Raw genomic sequence first — 19,464 nt, 5'->3', positions numbered from 1 at the left:
ATGATCCGGAGAGGCGTACACAAACGGCCACCAGTCAGAGTACCAGCCGTTCGGGTCGCCCCCGTACGGGCGGCGGCCCCGCCGGGGAGGGGGCGCGGTCCTCCTCAGCTCGTCAGGGCGCGGATCGCACGGTAGACGTCGAAGACGGCCAGGCAGAGGGGCAGCAGGGTGAGCAGGACGGCGGCCTCGGCGATCTCCAGGAAGCGCCCCCAGAAGGGGGTGACGCCCTTGCGCGGGACGATCAGGCCGATGGCCGTGATCAGGGCCGCGACGCCCGCGACGGCGGCGGTGAGCCATACCGTACGGATGTCCAGCGCGGCGGTGTCGCCCCGCAGCGCGTCGCGCACCAGGTCGAGCGGCTGGTTGAGGGACAGGCCGAGGCCCAGCAGCACGAGGGCGCCGAGCCCGGCGGCCAGGGTGCAGCCGACCTGCGCGGTGTAGCGGAAGAGGTGGGCGCGCATCAGCATGGCGACGCCGGTGGCGAGCGCGAGGAGCCGGCCCCAGACGCCGTCGGAGAAGCCGAGGACCGCGGCGGCGCCCACGGCCACGAGCGCGCAGCCGCCGACCAGGCCGAGGAGCAGTTCGTGGCCGCGGCGGGCCTGGGCGGCGAGGCGTACGGCGTCGACGGGGCCCTGCGGCGCGGATTCGGAGACGCCGTAGTCGCCGACGGTGGTGCGCGGCGGTTCGAAGCCGATGGGGAGGCGGGCGAAGCGGGTGGAGAGTCCGGGCAGGAAGGCCAGGACGCCGACGGCGAAGGGCGCGCAGACGGCGGCGGTCTCGGTCGGCTCCATCCCGGCCAGGATCGCGATGAAGGTGACCAGGAGGCCGGTGGCGCTCGCGAAGACGAACGCGACGAAGGGTCCGTCGCCGCCGGGCGAGGCGATCATCAGGATGACGGCCACCACGAGGACGGCGGCGCAGGCGAGCAGGAACTGGAGCCGTCCGACGCCCTGGCCGGCGCCGAGGGAGAGCAGTCCGGAGCCGGCGACGGCGGCGTTGGCCATCGCTCCGGCTCCCAGGGCGATCGCGGAGCCCCGGTCGTCGTAGACCCGGGCGCGTACGCAGGCGACGGCGAGCAGGAGGAGGGCGGCGACCGCCGCGAGGACGCCGGGCAGGCCGTGCATGTCGCGGCGGGGGTCGGCGGTCCAGAGCACGAAGCCGAGCAGGACCAGCAGGACGGAACCGCCGAAGAGGCCGGCGCCGCGCATGAGGGCGTCGCCCCACAGGGTGCGGTCCTTGGCGACCGCGGAGGCGACCGCGTCGGAGACGTCGTCGAAGACGGCCGGAGGCAGCGATTCGGCGAACGGGCGCAGGGAGAGGAGTTCGCCGTCGAGGATGCGGTGGCCGGCCAGGGTGCGGGCGCTGTCCAGGACGGTGCCGTCGCGGCGCACCAGGTGGTAGCCGACCGGGGCGCCCCGGTCGGGGCTCTGTCCGGACAGGCGGAGGATCTCGGGATAGAGATCGGCGACCGGGATGTCCTCGGGCAGCGCCACGTCGACGCGGCCGTCGGGCGCGACGACGGTGACCCGGCAGAATCCGGTGCCGTTGCCGGACGCCGTTCCGTGACTCGGCCTGCCCGCTCCGGTGGCCGCCGTTCGGGCCGTCGTTGTCACCTGATGCTCCCCCTCTTGACTGTCCTGGAATCGCACCCCGGGGCCGCGGATTTCGCCTCGCGTCCCGAATGACCGTCTTCTTGCGGTAGTTAGCGGATGCGTACACGCGTCGCGACACCCTACCGCCATGGGGTCGCCGTCACGCCAGTAGGATCCTCCCGCGGATGGAGCCCGTCGCCACGGGGGCGCCGATAGGAACACTTCCGTCCGGCAAGGGAATTGGTGAGCTGTGAGCCAGATCGTCGTCAAGCGCCCACCGCGGGTTCTCCCCTCCGAAGTGCCGGTCGAGCAGGTGCAGTTGCAACCTCCGCCGGAGCTGCCCCGCGGTCAGCAGGAGGGCGCGCTGATGCAGCTCCTGCCGATGCTGGGGATGGGCGGTTCGGTCGTCTTCTTCTTCATGACGCCGAACCCGATCATGCGGATCATGGGCATGATCATGATCGCGTCCACGGTGGCGATGGCGATCGCGATGCTGGTGCGCTACCGGCGGGGCACGCAGGGCCAGCTGGCGGACATGCGCCGCGACTACCTCAAGTACCTGACGCAGACCCGGCGGACCGTCCTGAAGACGGCCCGCGCGCAGCGCGACGCGCAGTTCTATCTGCATCCGTCCCCGGAGCAGCTGTGGGCACTGGTCGCCGAGGGGAGCCGGGTGTGGGAGCGGCGGGTCGGTGACGCGGACTTCGCGCAGGTGCGCATCGGCCTGGGCAGCCAGGAGCTGGCCACCTCGCTGGTCGCCCCCGAGACGGCTCCGGTCGACGAGCTGGAGCCGCTGACCGCCGGGGCGATGCAGCAGTTCCTGACGACGCACTCGACGCTGGACGGACTGCCCATGGCGGTGTCGCTGCGGGCGTTCTACCACCTGACGGTCAGCGGCCACGCGGATTCCGCGCGCGCCGCGACGCGGGCGATGGTCGCGGGGCTGGCGTCGCTGCACTCCCCCGAGGACCTGGTGATCGCGGTGGCGGCCGGGCCCGCCGCGGCCCCGCAGTGGGAGTGGGCGAAGTGGCTGCCGCACGCGCAGTCCGCCGACTCCGTCGACGGCGCGGGCAGCCGCCGCCTGATCACGACGGGCTCGGCTGCGCTGGAGGAGCTGCTGGCGGACCGGCTGGAGGGCCGCCCGCGCTTCCAGCCGGGCGGCGCGCCCCTGCTGGAGCAGCCGCACGTCGTCGTCGTGCTGGACGGCGAGTCGGTGCCGCCGATGTCGGTGCTGGCCTCGGCCGAGGGCCTTCAGGGCGTGACGGTCATCGAGGTCGTGCCGGGCGAGGTCCGCGGGGCGCGCGGCGGCCTGTCCGTCGTGGTGCAGCCGACGGCCCTCCAGCTGGAGTCGGGGCAGGGCCTGGTCTACGACGGGGTGCCCGACCTGCTGAGTCACGAGGCGGCGGAGGCGCTGGCCCGGCAGTTGGCGCCGCTGAGCGTGGCCACGGGCGGGGACGACGACGAACCGCTGCTGGCGAACCTGGAGTTCACCGATCTGCTCAATCTGGGCGACGCCGCCTCGGTCGAGGTGGCACGGACCTGGCGTCCCCGGTCCCAGGCCGAGCGGCTGCGGGTGCCGATCGGCGTCGGCGAGGACGGCGCGCCGGTGATGCTCGACCTGAAGGAGGCGGCGCAGGAGGGCATGGGGCCGCACGGGCTGTGCGTGGGCGCGACCGGTTCCGGGAAGTCGGAGCTGCTGCGCACGCTGGTGCTCGGTCTCGCGGTCACGCACACCTCGGAGACGCTCAACTTCGTCCTGGCGGACTTCAAGGGCGGCGCGACCTTCGCCGGTATGGCGCAGATGCCGCACGTCGCCGCGGTGATCACCAACCTGGCGGACGACCTGACGCTGGTCGACCGGATGGGCGACTCCATCCGCGGTGAGCTCAACCGCCGCCAGGAGATGCTGCGCGACGCGGGCAACTACGCCAACATCCACGACTACGAGAAGGCGCGCGCCGCGGGTGCGCCGCTTCAGCCGATCCCCTCGCTGGTCCTGGTGATCGACGAGTTCAGCGAACTCCTCACCGCCAAGCCCGACTTCATCGACATGTTCGTGCAGATCGGGCGTATCGGCCGGTCGCTGGGCGTGCATCTGCTGCTGGCCTCGCAGCGGCTGGAGGAGGGCCGGCTGCGCGGTCTGGAGACGTACCTGTCGTACCGCATCGGTCTGCGGACGTTCTCCGCGGCGGAGTCCCGGGCGGCGATCGGCGTTCCGGACGCCTACCACCTGCCCAACGTGCCCGGTTCCGGCCTGCTGAAGTTCGGTACGGAGGAGATGGTGCGGTTCAAGGCCGCGTACGTCTCCGGGGTGTACCGCTCGGGCGGCCGGCAGGCGGCGGCTCCGGGTGCTCCGCTGCCGGTGGACCGCAGGCCGGTGCCGTTCACGGCGGCGCCGGTGCCGGTGCACTACGTGCAGCCCGCGCCGCAGCCCGGTGCGGGGGTGCCGGAGCAGCGCGGCGCGGACGACGACGCGCTGGCGGACACGGTGCTCGACGTGATCGTGCGACGGCTGGAGGGCCGCGGCGCGTCCGCCCACCAGGTGTGGCTGCCGCCGCTGGACAACCCGCCGTCGCTGGACGAACTGCTGCCCGGCCTCTCGCCCGTCCAGGGGCGCGGGCTGACGCAGCCCGGGTTCGAGGGCGCGGGCCGCCTCGTCGCGCCGCTCGGTGTGATCGACAAGCCGTTCGAGCAGCGGCGCGACACCCTGTACCGGGACTTCTCCGGTGCGGCCGGCCACATGCAGATCACCGGCGGGCCGCAGTCCGGCAAGTCCACCCTGCTGCGCACACTGATCGCGGGATTCGCGCTCACCCACACGCCGGCGGAGGTGCAGTTCTACGGGCTCGACTTCGGCGGCGGTGGCATGTCGTCCATCGCGGGCCTGCCGCACGTCGGCGGGATCGCGTCGCGGCTCGACCCCGAAAAGGTGCGCCGGACGGTCGCCGAGGTGCACGGCATCCTGACGCGGCGCGAGGAGTACTTCCGCAGCGCGGGCATCGACTCCATCGCCACCTTCCGCCGGATGCGGGAGCGCGGGGAGATCTCGGTGGCGGACCAGCCGTGGGGCGACGTCTTCCTGGTCATCGACGGCTGGGGCAACTTCCGCGCGGACTACGAGGGCCTGGAGACGGCCGCGGTGGACATCGCGGCGCGGGGGCTCGGCTACGGCATCCACCTGATCGTGACCGCGTCGCGGTCCATGGAGGTCAGGGCCAGTCTGAAGGACCACCTCATGAACCGTCTGGAGCTGCGGCTCGGCGACGTCATGGACTCCGAACTGGACCGCAAGGTGGCGGCGAACGTCCCCGCCGGTGTGCCGGGCCGCGGTCTGACGCCGGAGAAGCTGCACTTCATGGCCGCGGTGCCGCGCATCGACGGCATCAACTCCGACAGCGACCTGTCGGAGGCGACCGCCGCGATGAACCAGGAGGTCGCCCGCCACTGGGCGGCGGCGCCCGCGCCCAAGGTGCGCCTGCTGCCGCGTTCACTGCCCGCGGGCGAACTGCCTCCGGGCCACGCCGTCCCGGAGCGCGGCATCGCCTTCGCGATCGACGAGAACAACCTCGCGCCGGTCTTCGTCGACTTCGAGCACGACCCGTTCTTCCTGGTGTTCGGCGAGAGCGAGTCCGGCAAGTCCAATCTGCTGCGCCTGATCATCAAGCAGCTGACCGAGCGCTACGACGGCGACTCCTGCAAGCTGTTCGTCATCGACAACCGGCGTTCGCTGCTGGACGTGACCCCGCCCTCGCACCTGGCGGAGTACATCCCGATGTCCAACAACATGGACCACCACATGGTCGCGCTGCACGACCTGATGAAGCGCCGCACGCCCTCCCCGGACGTCACGGCGCAGGAGCTGCGCGACCGCAGCTGGTGGCGCGGCCCGACGGTGTACGTGATCATCGACGATTTCGACCTGGTCTCCACGTCGAGCGGCAACCCGCTGTCGTCGCTGACCGAACTGCTGCCGTTCGCCCGGGACGTGGGCGTCAGGTTCATCCTCGCCCGCAACACCGCGGGCGCGAGCCGCGCCCTGTACGAGCCGTTCCTGCAGCGGATGACGGAGCTGGGCGCGCAGGGCGTCCTGCTGTCGGGCGACCCGGTGGAGGGCGACATCCTCGGCAACGTACGGCCGCGCCCGATGCCGGCGGGACGCGGCATCTTCGTGACGCGGCGCCGGGGAAACCCGCTGGTGCAGACGGGGCTGGTGGAGGAGGGGCGGTAGGGGTGCTCCGGGGCTCGTTTCGGGGGCCCCGGGGCTCGCTCCGGGGTGCCCTCGGGCCCGCTTCGGGGCCCGCTCTGGGAGCCCTTCGGGGGCAGGGCCTGGGAACACTTCGGGGTGGACATCTCCCGCGCATGTCCACCCCGAGGTACTGCTGCTGCTCCGCGCTACGGTCTGGGCCGCGCGCCGCCGGAACTAGAAGTTCGCCGCGGCCCGCTTGTCGCCACCGCGGTAGGCGGGGGCGGCGTCGCGCACGTGGCGCGCGATGTCCGCGAGGTTCTGGCGGATGGCGGTGGCGTCCTGGTCCCACTTGGCCTGGGACTGCTGGTACGCCTGCTTGGCCTCGCCTTCCCACAGCTCCGAGACCGAGGCGACCATGGACTTGATGGCGCTGAGGTCCTCGTCGAGCTGCTTGCCCTGGCGCTCGATCGCCGCGGCGGCGAGGTCGAGGCTGGCGTATGTGACAACGGTCGTACCGTCGTTGTTCGGCATGTGATCCTCCGCTTGTTCCGTTACGGGATGTGAATCAGAAGTTGTTGAGGTTCGAGGTCTTCGCGGTCGCCGCCGCGTCGCCCGAGTAACCCTCGACGACGTCCACGCCCTGGAGCGCCTGGCGGACCTCGTCCTCCGTGTTGCCGGTGATGGTGCGCGCGGCCTTGATGGCTTCCTGGAACCGCAGGAGCTGGTTGCCGAGGCTGATCATCCGGTTGTTGATCGCCTCCTGCTTGCTGTTGTAGGCGCCGGCGCCGATGCCCTTCCAGGCGCCCTCCAGGCTGTCGATGGTCGCCTGCAACTGCTTGAGCTGGCCCTTCACCGAGTCGAACCTGTTGGTCAGGTCACCCTCAAGCTTGATGAGAGTGGCATCTGAGACCTTCTGATCTGCCATGGATCTTTCCTTCCCGTTGCTTGTGCGGTCACCGGCGCGGCCCGCCGGTCGGTACTGGTGTGGCGGTGGGTACTGGTGTGGCGATCGGGTACTGGTGTAGCGGTCGGCCGTGGCGCTCAGGCGGCCCGGCGGCGCCGGAGCACGACGAAGGCCGTTCCGCCGAGGATGGCCACGACGGCGACTCCGCCGAGGATCAGCCCCGACTGGCCACCTCCGCCGCCGGACTCGGCCTCCCCCGCCGCGACGGCCTCGCCCTCGGCCTTCGACCCGTTCGCGGCGGGCTGCGGCGGCGCGGACCCCGCCGGGGAGGACGACTCGGCGCCGGAGGCCGTCTTCTCGTCGGTGAGCGGGCTGACGTCCGGTGCTCCGGGGTCGCCCTTGCCCTTGAGGATGTTCATCGAGGGGCGGATCAGGCCGTGGCCGAGGTACTTGCTGAGCGTGCCCGTCTCCCAGTCACGGCCGGCCGTGTCGAAGAGGACGTTGAGCACCTGGTTGGCGGTCCAGTCGGGGTGCGCGGACCATACGAGGGCGGCCGACGCCGAGGCGATGGCGGTGGCGGCGCTGGTGCCGCCGTCACCGTCGCAGTAGCGCTGGAACGAGTTGTCGCACCAGCGGGGGATGTCGTTCCCGGGGGACGCGATGTCGACGGTGGTCCCGTTCTGGGAGTACTCGGCCACCTTTCCCTGGCGGTCGGCCGAGGCGATTCCCACGACCTGCGGATACGCGGCTGGATACTCCTTCCTGTTGCGCCCCTTGCCATCGTTGCCCACGGCTGCGAAGAACAACTTCCCCTTGCTCTCCGCGTACTCGACGGCTTTGCGCTCACGCTCCATGGCGAAGGGGCTGCCGAAGGACATACTGATGATCTTGGCATCGCTGTCTGCGGCTGCTCGGATGGCGTCAGCCCAGTCATAGGCGTTGGAGGAGTTCCTCTTCTGGAACTCCACGTCACCGATGCGCATCGGGATGATCTTGGTCCCGGGCGCAAGCCCCTGGAGCCCTCCGCCCTCGCCCGTACCGGCGATCAGCTCAGCCATGGTCGTACCGTGACCGTCGTAATCGTCGGTCTCCTCGCCCGAAGCTTCAGTGGCGTCGAACCCCTTGAGGACCTGGCCCTTCAGCGAGGGGGTGGACGAGTTCACACCGGTGTCGATAACGGCGACTTTGACACCTTCACCTCTTGTGACCTTCCACATTTCCTCAGCCTGCATCGCGCCGAGATACCACTGCTTGGACTGCACGTCCGCAGCTGCGGCGGGCTGCGCGGTGCCCACGAGCGTCGCACTGCACGAGACGGCCAGAGCTAGCACTCCGAGCACACGCCGCCACGCCCGCTTCCGGTCCAGGACCATTCCTGCTGTCATCCCGACTTCCGAACCTTCCCTGGAACTGCTACTCGATCACCGGCGGCACGGCTCCCGGCCGACGGACCGCCCATGTCTCTTCGTCTTCTGTCAGGTAGTCCGGACGAGTCGATCCGGTCTCTTCCTCGTCGTCCCGATCGGAGTTCCGTCGCCCGGCCGGACCACGGACGAGCCCGGCTCCGCCCGACGTGAACCCCTGAGGGCCAGGGCCCTTGCCCGAGGCTCCCCGGGCCGCTCCGACCACGCCATGGGCTCCGGCGGCGGGAGCGGCACCACGTCCACCGGGACGAGCAGCCCCTGTGGTGCCTCCCGTACCCCCGATCACTCCCCGACCGGTCGCGCCGGAGACGCCCCTGGCCGGGGCCCCTCCCTGCCCGCCGATGACGGTTCCGCGCGCCACTCCACGCGCTCCCCCCGTACCGGAAGCCGCACGCTGAGGTGTTCCGCCCACGATGCCGTTGCCGCCGGCCGCCCGTGAGGTGCCCCCTGCGGGCGAGCCTCCAGGGGCCGCCGTCGGACGGCCGCCGGTCACACCGGACGCGCCCGCGGCAGGACCATGCACGCCTCCGCCGGAGCGCCCGGTCGCCGACGCTCCGCCGCCGGTCGTTCCCGGACGGCCCACGGCGCTTCCGGCGTTTCCGTGGGCCGTTGCAGGGCCGCCTGCGGACGGAGACGCCTTCCCCGGCCCTCCGCTGAACTGGCTGACGGGTCGGGACGAACCTGCGGGACCCGAGCCCCGCCCGGAACTCCCCTGGACGGGGTTGACGAAGCCGGGTGCCAACGGCGGCGTCGAAACTCCACTCGACCCCGTCGTACCGGTGGCCGAAGGGGCGGCCACTCTGTCCGGAGCCGTCGGCGGGGCGGGCGGGGCGGCGACGCTGTTGATCTCGGTCGTCGTGCCCTTGTCCAGCACCGGCGCGGGGCCGAGGTCGTCGGTCGGCGCGTGCCGGCTGCCACCGGTGACGGCACCTGGTCCTCCGGTGCTCTCCCGGGGTGGGACGTCCGGGGACTCACCACCGCCAGAACCGTCGGCGTGCGGGGACGAGGAGTGCGTCGGAGGAAGTGACCTTCCCCCTCCCTCCGGCCTCGGCATGTCGACGTTCAGCTTCTTCTCGAACCGCGGCGGCTCCTGGTTCGCCAGCGCCTCCTCCGACACCGAGTAGTACGAGGCCAGCCGGTTGACCTGGTTGATGGCCTCCTGGCGGTTCTTCTCCACCTTGAGCGCGGCCTCGTACTCCGGGTTGCCCTTGATCCGGGCCGGCAGCTCGATGTCCTCCGGGGACTTGCGCACCAGGCGGCTGTCGCGCGGCGGCATCGCGCTGCGTACCGACGCCAGGCCCGTGCCCGCCACCGTGATCTGCGTGCCCGCCGCGTCCGCGAAGTCGCTGAGCTTGGTGGCGTGCGCGACGAGGCCCTTGCCCCAGTCGCGGAAGGCGTTGCCCGACTCGCCCTGCCAGTCGACCCCTTCGATGTGGTCGGCCAGTTCCTGGGCCGCGCTCCGGATCGCGTCCCTGGCCTTCCACAGCTCCTCGCCCGCGCTTTCGAGGTGTTCCGGGTTGGAGTTCTCCACCATGTCGATCATGGCGTTGAGCTCGTGTCCCTCGAACGAGGTACGCCCCGCGGTACGCGGGTTCCCGAAGCCGATGGCGCCCATGACCCGGCCGACCGTCTCGGTCACGTCGGTGACGACCAGTTGGGCCCGGACGCGGCCCTCGTCCTGCTGGTGCTGCTCGGCAGGCGTCAGTTCCTGCTGGTTCTCGTCGCTCATTCCGCTGCCCACCCGGAGTCGGACTGGTCTTCGTTGTTGCGGGGCTCGGGGCTGCCTGCCCTGGGCCCGGTGCTCTTCGTGTCAACGGGGCCGATCCGCTCCTGGATCGTGTAGAAGCGACGCCGGATGTCGTCCTCCACGTTGTCGAACCCCACCGCCGCCGCGTGCACGCCCAGGCTCAGATACTCGATCTGCTCGCCCAGCGAGCGCGAGAGGGAGACCAGCGACTCGTGGACGCGGTCGTACTGCGTGTAAAGGCCGTCGGCCTCCGCGAAGCGTGCGTTCGGGCCGCTCAGCGAGGCGCGCGAGATCTTCTGCGCCGCCACGTTCGTCCGGCCGGCCGCCGAACCCTCGAAGTCCGCGAGCAGCGCGTCGACCCGCGTCTTGAACTTCTCCAGCGCGCCCACTCCGCGCCTGATGTCGCCAGTCCCGCCACCGTCTGGATCGGTCACAGTGCCGCTCCTCCCCCGTCGTGCATCCCCGTTTGCTCAGATCGCTCCGCGTTGCCTTCGCACTGACGCGATCTGATCCGAACTCATCCCGACAACTCTAGTCACTGCCCCGCTCACGGCCAATTGACTTGCCGGCCACGTGACTTCTCTCATGGTCAGCCGCTGCCCGCCGGCCTTCCGAGACGTCGCCGGCTGTCCCGTACGGCCACGGCCGCGCCCGCGATGACGGCCACCAGCACTCCGCCGCCCACCACGACGTAGGTCGCCAGGCGGGCGTTGCGCTCGTCCGCCGTCTCGCCCAGGTGGAGTTCGGCGGGGGTGGGCGCTACGCCCTTGCTCATGCCCTCGACGGCTACGGGGCGGTCGATGGGCTTGTCGTCCTCGGTGAGCGCGCGGACCGGGTCGACGACGCCCCAGCCGACCAGGCGGTCGTGGCCCGCGATCGAGCGCTCCGCCGTCTGCTGGATCTGCGCGACGACCTGCCTCTGCGTCCAGTCGGGGTGCTTGGCCCTGATCAGCGCGGCGACTCCGGCGACGTACGGGGCGGAGAAGCTGGTGCCGTTGTCCGCGCAGTGGCCGCCGCCGGGGACCGTGGAGATCATGTCCACGCCGGGGGCCGCGACGCCGACGAACTCTCCGGCCTGCGAGAAGGGCGCCCGTTCGTTGTTGCGGTCCGACGAGGCCACCGCCAGGACGCCCCGGTACGACGCCGGGTAGGTCGCCTTGACGTTGCCGCCCAGGCCGTCGTTGCCCGCGGAGGCGACGACCACCACGTCCTTGGCCAGGGCGTCGTCGACGGCCCGGCGGAGGGCGGGGGCCGGCTCCACGGCGTCGGTGGTGTCCTGGGAGATGTTGATGACGTCCGCCTTCGCCGTGTCGACGGCGTAGCGGATGGCGTCGGCCAGCGTCTCGGCGGTGCCGTTGCCCTCGGCGTCGTTCTGCTGGAGCGGGATGATCGTCGCGTCCGGGGCGAGGCCGGTGAAGCCGGTGCCCTTCATCTCGCGCGCGGCGATGATGCCGGCGACCTTGGTGCCGTGGCCGACCGTGTCGGTGGTGCCGTTCTCCTTGCCCCGTTCGAGCTTCGTGCCGTCCTCGGCCTTGGCGTTCCGCGGCAGGAGGTTGCGGCCGGCCCGGGTGTCGACCGCGCGGGTGAGCTGGGGGTTCTTGACGTCGACTCCGGTGTCGATGACCGCCACCCGGACGCCCTCGCCCGTGGACTGCTTCCACAGTTCGTCCATCAGGACGCGCTGGAGCGCCCAGGGGCGGCCCGGGTACTTCTTCGACGGGAAGGTGCACTGGGCCGAGCCTTCCGCCGCCGCGGGAAGGGCCGGCAGGGTGACGAGGAGGACCGCGGTGGCCGCCGACGCGGTCAGCAGCCGCCTGAGGGCCGGACGAGCGTGCGATGTCATGTCCGTGCGGCCCCTCACGAGCCCTGCGGCTGGCTGGCGGCGCCGGTGGAGAGCCGGGGCCCCGTCGGCAGGAAGGAGGACCAGACCGCCGGTACGGGCGTGGGGTCGACGCCCTTGTAGCCGAGCCGGCTCTGCGCCTGCTGCGCCTCCTGCCGGCGCTGCTCCCTCTCCCGCTTCGAGCCGGACTCGCCGATGCCGGAGTCGTCCTGGCCGCTGTCGCTGTTGGACTGCATCGCGTAGCGCAGCCCGGTGTCGGTGACGAGGAAGAGGAAGCCGACGTCGGTCCGGGAGCCCTTGAACTGGCGGAAGAACTCGCCCGATCCGGGCGTGACGTAGGCGCTGCTGGAGCCGGTGGGCAGCGCCGCCGGGAAGTCCGTGGCCGCCCAGGTGCTCAGCGTGGTGGCCCCGGTGTCGGCGTCGACGCCGCGCAGGACGTTGCACACGGTGTTGCGGCTTCCCTTGGTGACGCTCGGCGAGTTGACGGCTTCGGGTGCGCCGGCCGGCCAGTCGACGCCCGCGCCGAACGCCCTGCCCGGCCGGAATGCTCCGGCGCTGACGGGCGTCTCCCGTCCCGCCTGGCCCACGGTGGTCAAGTCCCGGCTGCTGAGGAGGAGTTTGGCGGTGAAGTCGGTGACGGGGGCCACCCTGCCGGGCAGGACGACGTAGCGCTGGGTCTTGGTTCCGGAGTTCGCGGCGAGGACCATGCCGACCCGGTTCGCCTCCCGCTCCAGGGTGCCGGGGACGCCCGCCGGGGAGCCCGGGACGCCGTCCAGCGCGGGGAAGGCGATCGGGTCCCCGGTGTGCAGCGTGGCCAGCCAGGCGGCGGAGACCCGCTGGGGCCGGCGGTCCTCGCCGACCAGGGTGCGCAGCAGCAGTTCGTCGTTCCCGACGGGGTACGCCTTGCCCTGGGCGTCCACGATGTAGCGGGCGCGGCCGGGCCCCTCGACGTACATCAGCTCACCGCCGCTCAGGCGGCGGGCGTCGTCGGTCTTCCCCTTCTCGCGCTCGGCGAACACGAAGGCCGCCTTCTGGATGGCCCGGCCGCCCTCACCGGGGCGCTCGCACACGGCCCACCGCTTGGCGGCCCCGGCGTCCTTCGGGTCGGGCAGGCGGTCGGGGGCGTAGGGGATGCCGAGGGTGGCGCCGTGCGGGATCTTCCCGCTGTCCAGGACCGACTCGTCGACGTTGACGACCTGGCCCCGGTCCGGGGTCAGCAGCAGCTTGGCGGACGACATGTTCAGTACGGGGTGGAGCTGCTTCCTGCCGTCGGTCTCCAGCACCACGTACCGGGTGGTGGACTTGCTGGCGATGATGACGTTCTTCCCGGGCTCGTCCCACTGCTTCGGGGCGACCGGTTTGAACATGCCCCAGGCGCCGAACACGGCGAGGACCACGACGCCCACGATCGCGCCCGGCACCACCGCGCGCAGCGGACGCGGCGCGCCTTCCTCGGAACCGGTGGGGTTGGGTTGCAGGAACTGTGCGATCAACCTCCGCTTCGCAAAGGTGTAGGCGTTGAGTTCATCCCGCCGTGATGCCATATGTCCGCTGCCCCTTCTCCCCAGTGGTCGACCAGGGTGCCACACACGCCGCCCGCCCCCGAGGTCGCACCGGGCCCCTACTATGCCTCTTGGAGCCCTGCGCACACTGCTCAGGTAGGGTGACGACCCGATCAACACCCGTGTAAAAAACGGTGAATACGGACACGAGGGGGCAACGCGGCGATGGGTGCAGCTACGCGTGAGCGTACTGGGCGGTCCGCCCGCCGGAGCCTCGGGCCTTCCCGGCGGCAACGCAGCAACGAACCCGCCGCGACCAGCCCCTCACCCGCACCGAGCGCCCCCGCCGCGACGACGCTGCACTCCATCTCGCGGACCGGCCGGGTGCGGCCCGTCCTGCGGCAGTTGGTCATCGTCGAGGCGGCCCTGGCGCTCGCCGCGGCCGGTCTGGCGCTCGGCGGCGCGTGGCTGGCGCCCGCGCTGGTGCTGGCCTGCCTGCTCGTTCCGCTCGCGGTGGTGCGCCGCCGGGGCCGGGCCGTTCAGGACTGGCTCGCCACCGCCCTGGCGCTCAGGGCCCGCCGGCGCACGGCGACCGCCCCGGCCCCGGACGCCGAGCCGATGCTGGCCCCGGTCGCGGAGAGCGTGCCCGGGTTCGGCCCCCACATATACGTGGACCGCGACCACCGCACGGTGGGCATGGTCGGCGACGGTTCCTTCCTGACCGCGGTGGTGCGGGTCGAGGCGAGCGGTGAGGCGCTGCGGCCGGCGTTCGGCGCCCGTTCGCTTCCGTTGTCCCTGCTGGGCGACGCCCTCACCGTGGACGACATCGTGCTGGAGTCGGCGCAGTTGGTGCAGCAGGTGCGCTGCGCTCCCGCGCCGCACCTGCCGCAGCAGTCGGTGGCCCGGCTCTCGTACGCGCCGCTCCAGGACCGGACCGGTGCTCCCGCCCTGCGGATGACGTGGGTGGCGGTGAAGCTGGATCCGGAGCTGTGCCGTGAGGCGATCGAGGCGCGCGGCGGCGGGGTCGAGGGGGCGCAGCGGTGCCTGGTGCGGGTCGCCGACCATGTGGCGAGCCGGATCACCGGGGCGGGCTTCCGGGCCGTGGTGCTCGACCAGGAGGAGCTGAACTCGGCGGTCGCGACGTCGGCGTGCGCCAGCCCGATCCTGTCGGGCCGGGCCGGGCGGCCGGACGCCGCGCCGCAGCGCCGTACGACGGAGACGTCGAGGGTGTGGCGGTGCGACGACCGGTGGCACACCACGTACGCGGTGGACCGCTGGCCCGAACTGGGCCGGGGCGCGACGCCGCTGCCGCAGTTGGTGGCGCTGCTGACCTCGGTGCCGGCCCATGCGACGACCTTCAGCCTGACGGTACGTCAGGGCGGTCGGCAGGGCTCGACGCAGGTGAGCGGCCATGTCCGGGTGACCGGGGGATCGGACACCGAACTGGTCGGTGTCCGAAGGACGTTGGAGCAGGCCGCGCGCCACGCCAAGGTGGGTCTCGTACGGCTGGACCGCGAGCAGTTGCCGGGTGTGCTGGCGACGCTTCCGCTGGGAGGAGCGCAGTGAGGGGCGTCGTGACGAACCGGACGACCGAGCCGAGGCGCGGCCTGCGGGGGCTGCGCGGCCCGCGCCACGCGGGGCACACCGTGGCCGCCGACCATCTGGGCGCGCTGTCGCTGCCGGTCGGCGACGACGGCGTCATCATCGGCAACGACGCCGAGGACCGCCCGCAGTTGATCGGCTTCCACCGGCCCGCGCCGTACGACGTCACGCTGATCGGCGGCCTCTGGACGGCGCAGGTGCTGGCCCTGCGGGCGGCGGGCACCGGGGCGCGGGTGGCGGTGGAGACCGGACGGGTCCAGGCGTGGACGACGCTGGCGCAGGCGGCCGGAGCCGGACTGGAGTGCGTCTCCCTGTACGACGTGGGCCGGGTGCCGCCGACGGGTGCGACCGTGGGCAGTCCGGTGGTGGTCGTACGGGACTGCGGCATGCGACCGCCGAGAGGCCGGGTGGTCTCCTCCCCCTGGCAGTCGGTGCTGACGCTGCTGCCCTATCTGAGCCCCGTGGCACCGAGGTTGATGCGTTCGTCCGCGCTGGTGGGCGTCCAGCGGGTCTCGCCCACCGAGGCGGAGCAGATCGGCCGGATCCTCGGGCTCGCGCAGGCGGAGTGGGAGGCGCTGCCGACCCTCGCGGACGGTGTCACACTCTGGGTGGCGGGCCGCGAGCGCCACTGGGTGATGACGAGCGCGACGGACGCGGAGACGGGTCTGCTGGGCGCGGCTCGCCGGATGGACTGAATCCTGCCGCATTCCCCCGACGCGCGCCGCTTCCAGCGGGGAGCATGGGGCAGACAACGACACCGTTCGATCGAAGGGACGCCGGCATGGGCACCCAGCAGGAGAAGGACGAGCTCTACGCTCTCGACATCTCGGAGGTGACGTGGCTGAGCGCGCCCGGCACCGAGGACGTCGAGGAGCGGGTCGAGATCGCGCATCTGCCCGGAGGCGGGGTCGCGATGCGCTCGTCGCTCGACCCGGACACCGTCCTGCGGTACACGGAGGCCGAGTGGACGGCGTTCGTCCTGGGCGCGCGCGACGGGGAGTTCGACCTCACGTAGCGGTCCCCGGGTGGACGACGAGGGTGGCGGGCCGGTCGGGGCCGCCGCCCTTCGCCGCGTCCGTACGCGACGCGATGGCGTGCGTCGGCGGTCTCCTGCCTCCGGTCGTGCCGCACCCGGTTCGCCGGGGCGCGGCAGGCGATCCGCCGGGGCCGCCGCACGCGATCCTCCGGAGGCTCTTCGGCGTCCGATACGGCCTGCCTGAGTCGGCCCGATGGCGATTAGGGTGGGTGAGGGCGCGGGAGAAGACCTGCGAGCGGGTGATGCGCGTCGCCAGGGGAGAGCCGGGCGTACCGGACGAACGGGAACGGTCGCCCCCACCCACCACGGCACAAGGGTGCTCGACCACACCAGGAGGCAAAGTGAACGGCGATCGGGACGAGAACCGCGGCCGATGGGATCTGCCCGTCGACGAGTCGTCCGACGCGGATCCCGCCGAGATGACGGGTGAGTTCACCATCGACTACACCCCTCCCGCCTGGTACACGCAGAACGCGGCGGGGGACTCCTCCGGCGGAGCGGGTTCGCATCTGGCGCCGCCGCCTCCGCCACCGAACGGAGCGCCCGTCTCCGTGCCGGGTGCGCCGGCTCCGGGCGGTTTCGATCCGCACTGGACGCCCGCGCCTCCGTCGCCGCCCCTTCCGCCACAACCGGTCGCCCCCGCACCTCCAGCCGCTCCTGCCGAACCGCCGCGTGACAGCGGGACGTTCGGGGGCGGCGATGTGGAGAGCGGTGCCACGATGCGGTTCACGCCGGCCGCCCTCAAGCGGGAGATCGCGGAGCGCGAGGCCGAGGCGAAGGCCGCCGGGACGGCGTCGGACCGGGTGCCGGAGCCGGAGCGGCGTGCCGACGTGGTCGCCGGTGGCGCGTCGGCGGAGCCGGGCTCCGTCGACGAGCCGTACGACGCGCGAGCGGCGGGCAACGCAGGCGCGGGCGCGCGGGACGCCTCCGGGGTGGCCGGGGCGGCGGGCGACTCCGGGAACGGTTCCGGGGCGGAGCCGGACGGAGGCGCCCCGGCGGAGGCCGGCGGTCTCCCGGACGGCGCGAGCCCTTCGGATGACTCGTACACGGCGGACGCGTCCGCCGCGACCGGTACCGCCGCGCGGGACGCCGAGGGCGGCGACCCGCCGTCCGGCGCTGCGGCCGACGCGACGCCGCACGACGCCGTGCCCGAGGACGCCGTTCCGCAGCAGGCTCCGCAGGTGCCGGACGTGCCGCAGGCCGCCGCCGCGCCGGTCCCGTGGTCCCCGCCCGCTCAGAGCGGTGCGCTGCCGCCGCTGCCGCCCGCCTTCCAGCCGGCGGCCCCGCAGCCGTCCGCCCCCCAGCCCGCGGGGCAGTGGCCCGGCGTCGAGCCGGCCGAGGGAGCACCCGGCGGTTACGGCTTCCCGCAGGCGGCCCCGCCGGCGCAGCCGACGTACCAGCAGTCCGGGCCTCCGCAGCAGCCCCAACCTCCCCAGCAGGCACAGCAGTTCCCGGCCCAGGCCGCGCCGCTGCCCCCGCAGGCCCACCCCCAGGCCCCGCAGGGCGCGGGCGGATACGGCTTCCCGCTCCAGCAACCGCGGCAGAACGCGCCAGGCGGCTACGGCTTCCCGCCCGCCCAGCCGCCGCAGAACGCGCAGAGCGGCTACGGGTTCCCCCAGGCGCAGCCGCCCCACACACCACAGCCGCCCCAACAGCCGCAGGGCCTGCCGCCCCACCTCCCGGCCCAGGCCCTCCCGGCCCAGGCCCACCAGTCCCACCCCGGGCAGCACGCCCACCCCGGACAGCAAGGCCATCCCGGACAGCACGGCCACCCCGGACAGCCGGAGCAGCCCGCCCATCCGGGTCAGCAGCAGGCCGGCCCCGGCGCACAGCCGCAGCCCGTCGACCCGCGGGCCGGCGGCGGGTGGCCCACGCCGGTCACGCACGACCAGCGCGAGCGGTCCGTTCCCGGCGCGCCGCTCGGTTACACGGCAGCCGTCGAGCTCTCCTCCGACCGCCTGGTCCGCGGTAAGCAGAGGGCCAGGAGCAGCCGGATGCCCTCCGCCGCCTCCCGGTTCAAGCTGGGCGGGAAGAAGGAGGAGGTCGAGCGGCAGCGCAAGCTGGAGCTGATCCGCACGCCGGTGCTCTCCTGCTACCGGATCGCCGTCATCAGCCTCAAGGGCGGGGTCGGCAAGACCACGACGACGACGGCGCTCGGCTCCACGCTGGCCACCGAGCGGCAGGACAAGATCCTCGCCATCGACGCCAACCCGGACGCGGGCACGCTGGGACGCCGGGTGCGCCGCGAGACCGGGGCCACCATCCGCGACCTGGTCCAGGCGATCCCGTACCTCAACTCGTACATGGACATCCGACGGTTCACCTCGCAGGCGTCCTCCGGGCTGGAGATCATCGCCAACGACGTGGACCCGGCCGTCTCGACGACGTTCAACGACGAGGACTACCGGCGCGCGATCGACGTGCTCGGCAAGCAGTACCCGATCATCCTCACCGACTCCGGCACCGGGCTGCTCTACAGCGCGATGCGCGGGGTGCTGGACCTCGCGGACCAGCTGATCATCATCTCCACGCCTTCCGTCGACGGCGCGTCCAGCGCTTCCACCACCCTGGACTGGCTCTCGGCCCACGGGTACGCGGATCTGGTGCAGCGTTCACTCACCGTCATCTCCGGGGTCCGCGAGACCGGCAAGATGATCAAGGTGGACGACATCGTGCAGCACTTCGAGACGCGATGCCGGGGTGTCGTCGTCGTCCCGTTCGACGAGCATCTGGCCGCGGGCGCCGAGGTCGACCTCGACATGATGCGGCCCAAGACCCGCGAGGCGTACTTCAACCTCTCGGCCCTGGTCGCCGAGGACTTCGCGCGCGCCCAGCAGCAGCAGGGGCTGTGGACCTCCGACGGCCAAAGCCCGCCGCCGCAGTTCGCCCCGCCGATGCCGGGCCAGCCGGGCTACCAGGGACAGCCGATGCCCGGACAGCCGATGGTGGCCGGACAGCAGTTCGTGGCCGGACAGCCGATCCCGGGGCAGCAGGGCCCCGGTCAGCAGGGCCCCGGTCAGCCTGCCTCCGCCCCGTACGCCCCCGGTCAGCCGTACGCGCAGCAGCAGCCCGGCCCCGGCCACCAGGCTCCGGGCCACCAGCCCCCCGGCCCGTACGCCCCGGGCCGGCCGACGCCGGCTCAGCCCGCCCAGGCCCAGGCCCAGCATCCCTACGCGCCGCAGCAGCCCGCCCCCGGCCGGCCCTATCCGCCGCAGCCGGGCGCGCAGCCGTACTCCCAGCAGCCGTACCCCGCACAGCCGCCGTACGGGGGATATCCGGCCGCCGGACCGGGTGCTCCGCTGCCTCCGCAGCAGCCCTACCCGCCGCAGCCGGCGCCCGGCGGCGCGCAGGGCGGGTGGCAGCAGCCGCTGCCTCCGCAGAGCCCGCCGGGAGCGCCCGCGGCAGGTGCCGCGCAGCAGGGGCCGCCGCAGCGCGGATCGGACGATCCGGCAGGCCAGCCGGATCCGGAGGGTCCCGTGCCGCCCGCGGGACGGCAGCGGACGCCGGGTCAGGTGCCGCCGGAATCCGGTCGGTGAGACCGTAGCGTTCTCGGCCGACGAGAGCCCGTACCGCTCGCGCGGTGCGGGCTCTTTGGCGTATCGCCGCAGCCCACACGCCGTTTGAGTCACCG

The 19,464-nt window shown here is 72.7% G+C and carries 13 protein-coding genes; 5 read left to right on the top strand and 8 right to left on the bottom strand.

From position 1 onward, the window contains the following. Positions 1-104: 104 nt before the first annotated feature. Entirely contained in the window at positions 105-1,613 is a 1,509-nt protein-coding gene (gene eccD / locus EES43_RS22520; RefSeq protein ID WP_206430104.1) for a type VII secretion integral membrane protein EccD, read from the bottom strand. A gap of 229 nt (positions 1,614-1,842) precedes the next feature. On the opposite strand from eccD, the gene eccCa reads away from it, so the two are divergent. Then, positions 1,843-5,820, top strand: coding sequence for a type VII secretion protein EccCa (eccCa, locus tag EES43_RS22510; protein WP_124270386.1), 3,978 nt, complete (start codon positions 1,843-1,845; stop codon positions 5,818-5,820). 192 nt (positions 5,821-6,012) lie between these two features. On the opposite strand, the gene EES43_RS22505 is transcribed toward eccCa, so the two are convergent. From EES43_RS22505 to eccB, 7 genes are all read right to left on the bottom strand, one after another. Further along, positions 6,013-6,309 (bottom strand): WXG100 family type VII secretion target, encoded by a 297-nt coding sequence (locus EES43_RS22505; RefSeq protein ID WP_124270385.1) that lies wholly within the window; start codon positions 6,307-6,309, stop codon positions 6,013-6,015. Between the two features lie 34 nt (positions 6,310-6,343). Further along, positions 6,344-6,703, bottom strand: coding sequence for a WXG100 family type VII secretion target (locus EES43_RS22500; protein ID WP_124270384.1), 360 nt, complete (start codon positions 6,701-6,703; stop codon positions 6,344-6,346). A 116-nt stretch (positions 6,704-6,819) separates the two neighbouring features. Next, positions 6,820-8,067, bottom strand: coding sequence for a S8 family serine peptidase (locus tag EES43_RS22495; protein ID WP_124270383.1), 1,248 nt, complete (start codon positions 8,065-8,067; stop codon positions 6,820-6,822). Positions 8,068-8,095: 28 nt separating this feature from the next. Then, positions 8,096-9,835, bottom strand: a complete 1,740-nt coding sequence (locus EES43_RS22490; protein ID WP_124270382.1) for a WXG100 family type VII secretion target — start codon at positions 9,833-9,835, stop codon at positions 8,096-8,098. Further along, complete coding sequence (locus EES43_RS22485; protein WP_241192499.1) at positions 9,832-10,287, bottom strand: hypothetical protein; 456 nt, start codon at positions 10,285-10,287, stop codon at positions 9,832-9,834. The genes EES43_RS22490 and EES43_RS22485 overlap by 4 nt, the downstream gene beginning before the upstream one ends. Positions 10,288-10,442: 155 nt before the next feature. Beyond that, positions 10,443-11,696, bottom strand: coding sequence for a type VII secretion-associated serine protease mycosin (gene mycP, locus EES43_RS22480; protein ID WP_124270381.1), 1,254 nt, complete (start codon positions 11,694-11,696; stop codon positions 10,443-10,445). 14 nt (positions 11,697-11,710) lie between these two features. Continuing rightward, a complete protein-coding gene (gene eccB, locus EES43_RS22475) occupies positions 11,711-13,237 on the bottom strand; it encodes a type VII secretion protein EccB (protein WP_124270380.1) in 1,527 nt (508 codons plus the stop codon). Positions 13,238-13,420: 183 nt separating this feature from the next. Here eccB and eccE point away from each other — a divergent pair, with 183 nt between their 5' ends. From eccE to EES43_RS22455, 4 genes are all read left to right on the top strand, one after another. Further along, a complete protein-coding gene (gene eccE, locus EES43_RS22470) occupies positions 13,421-14,761 on the top strand; it encodes a type VII secretion protein EccE (RefSeq protein ID WP_124270379.1) in 1,341 nt (446 codons plus the stop codon). Between the two features lie 8 nt (positions 14,762-14,769). Continuing rightward, a complete protein-coding gene (locus EES43_RS22465) occupies positions 14,770-15,492 on the top strand; it encodes a hypothetical protein (RefSeq protein ID WP_124270378.1) in 723 nt (240 codons plus the stop codon). Between the two features lie 86 nt (positions 15,493-15,578). Next, the gene (locus EES43_RS22460) at positions 15,579-15,812 is read left to right on the top strand and encodes a DUF397 domain-containing protein (RefSeq protein ID WP_124270377.1); all 234 of its coding nucleotides are present in this window, start codon (positions 15,579-15,581) and stop codon (positions 15,810-15,812) included. Between the two features lie 362 nt (positions 15,813-16,174). Next, positions 16,175-19,369 carry an SCO5717 family growth-regulating ATPase gene (locus tag EES43_RS22455; RefSeq protein ID WP_124270376.1) on the top strand — a complete coding sequence of 1,065 codons (3,195 nt, stop codon included), beginning with the start codon at positions 16,175-16,177 and terminating at the stop codon, positions 19,367-19,369. Positions 19,370-19,464 lie beyond the last annotated feature (95 nt).

Origin of the sequence: Streptomyces sp. ADI96-02, assembly GCF_003846185.1 — a bacterium.
Taxonomy (GTDB): Bacteria; Actinomycetota; Actinomycetes; order Streptomycetales; family Streptomycetaceae; genus Streptomyces.
Note: the sequence above shows the minus strand (reverse complement) of the source record. Positions and strands in the feature narration are given on the sequence as shown.